The 498-nt window shown below is 31.7% G+C and carries 2 protein-coding genes; both read right to left on the reverse strand.

Annotated elements, in window-relative coordinates; translation table 11 throughout:
* Nucleotides 1-225: hypothetical protein (locus tag SB764_RS38285; protein WP_410866501.1), on the reverse strand; the 225-nt coding region annotated here is incomplete at its 3' end.
* 60 nt (nucleotides 226-285) lie between these two features.
* Nucleotides 286-498 (reverse strand): hypothetical protein (locus SB764_RS38290; protein WP_410866502.1); only part of this gene is annotated, 213 nt, incomplete at its 5' end.

The raw sequence follows: 498 nt of genomic DNA on the forward strand, positions 1-498 counted from the left end.
ATTATCAAAATCATATTCTTCTATTTCATGTACATGAAGTCTTCGTAAATCATTGATGTGAGGCGTATAATTACAAATCGCACACCTGTGTTTCTTTGTTTCAAGAATGGCAGCCCTGATTTTTTTACGCCAAAGAGTATCAGTTAGATTTTTTCTAACTGTCTTGCCGTGAAACATACTTGGTTTTGCATCAATCTTCAATTTATAGTGAGCAAACTCGTCCATATAAAACCGCCTTTATTATTGTTTTTACTTAACATTAAAATTTAATAATTCACTTGTTATTCACACTGTGATTTTATTAGTAACTGTAAGAAGATCTGTTGAGGCCATAAGCACTTTGGAACTCATTTTTTTAATATCCTCATCATTAATTATCTCCTTGCTTTTGACGAAATTTTCATAAATCAATTCGTATGCTTTATTTGCTTCTCTTAGGCACTTATCCTCTTCAGCTTTAAGTTTAATTCCTTCTAAAGCAAGATGCGGTGGTAATTG

It is taken from the genome of Paraburkholderia sp. SIMBA_027 (assembly GCF_046535315.1).
Taxonomy (GTDB): domain Bacteria; phylum Pseudomonadota; class Gammaproteobacteria; order Burkholderiales; family Burkholderiaceae; genus Paraburkholderia; species Paraburkholderia tropica.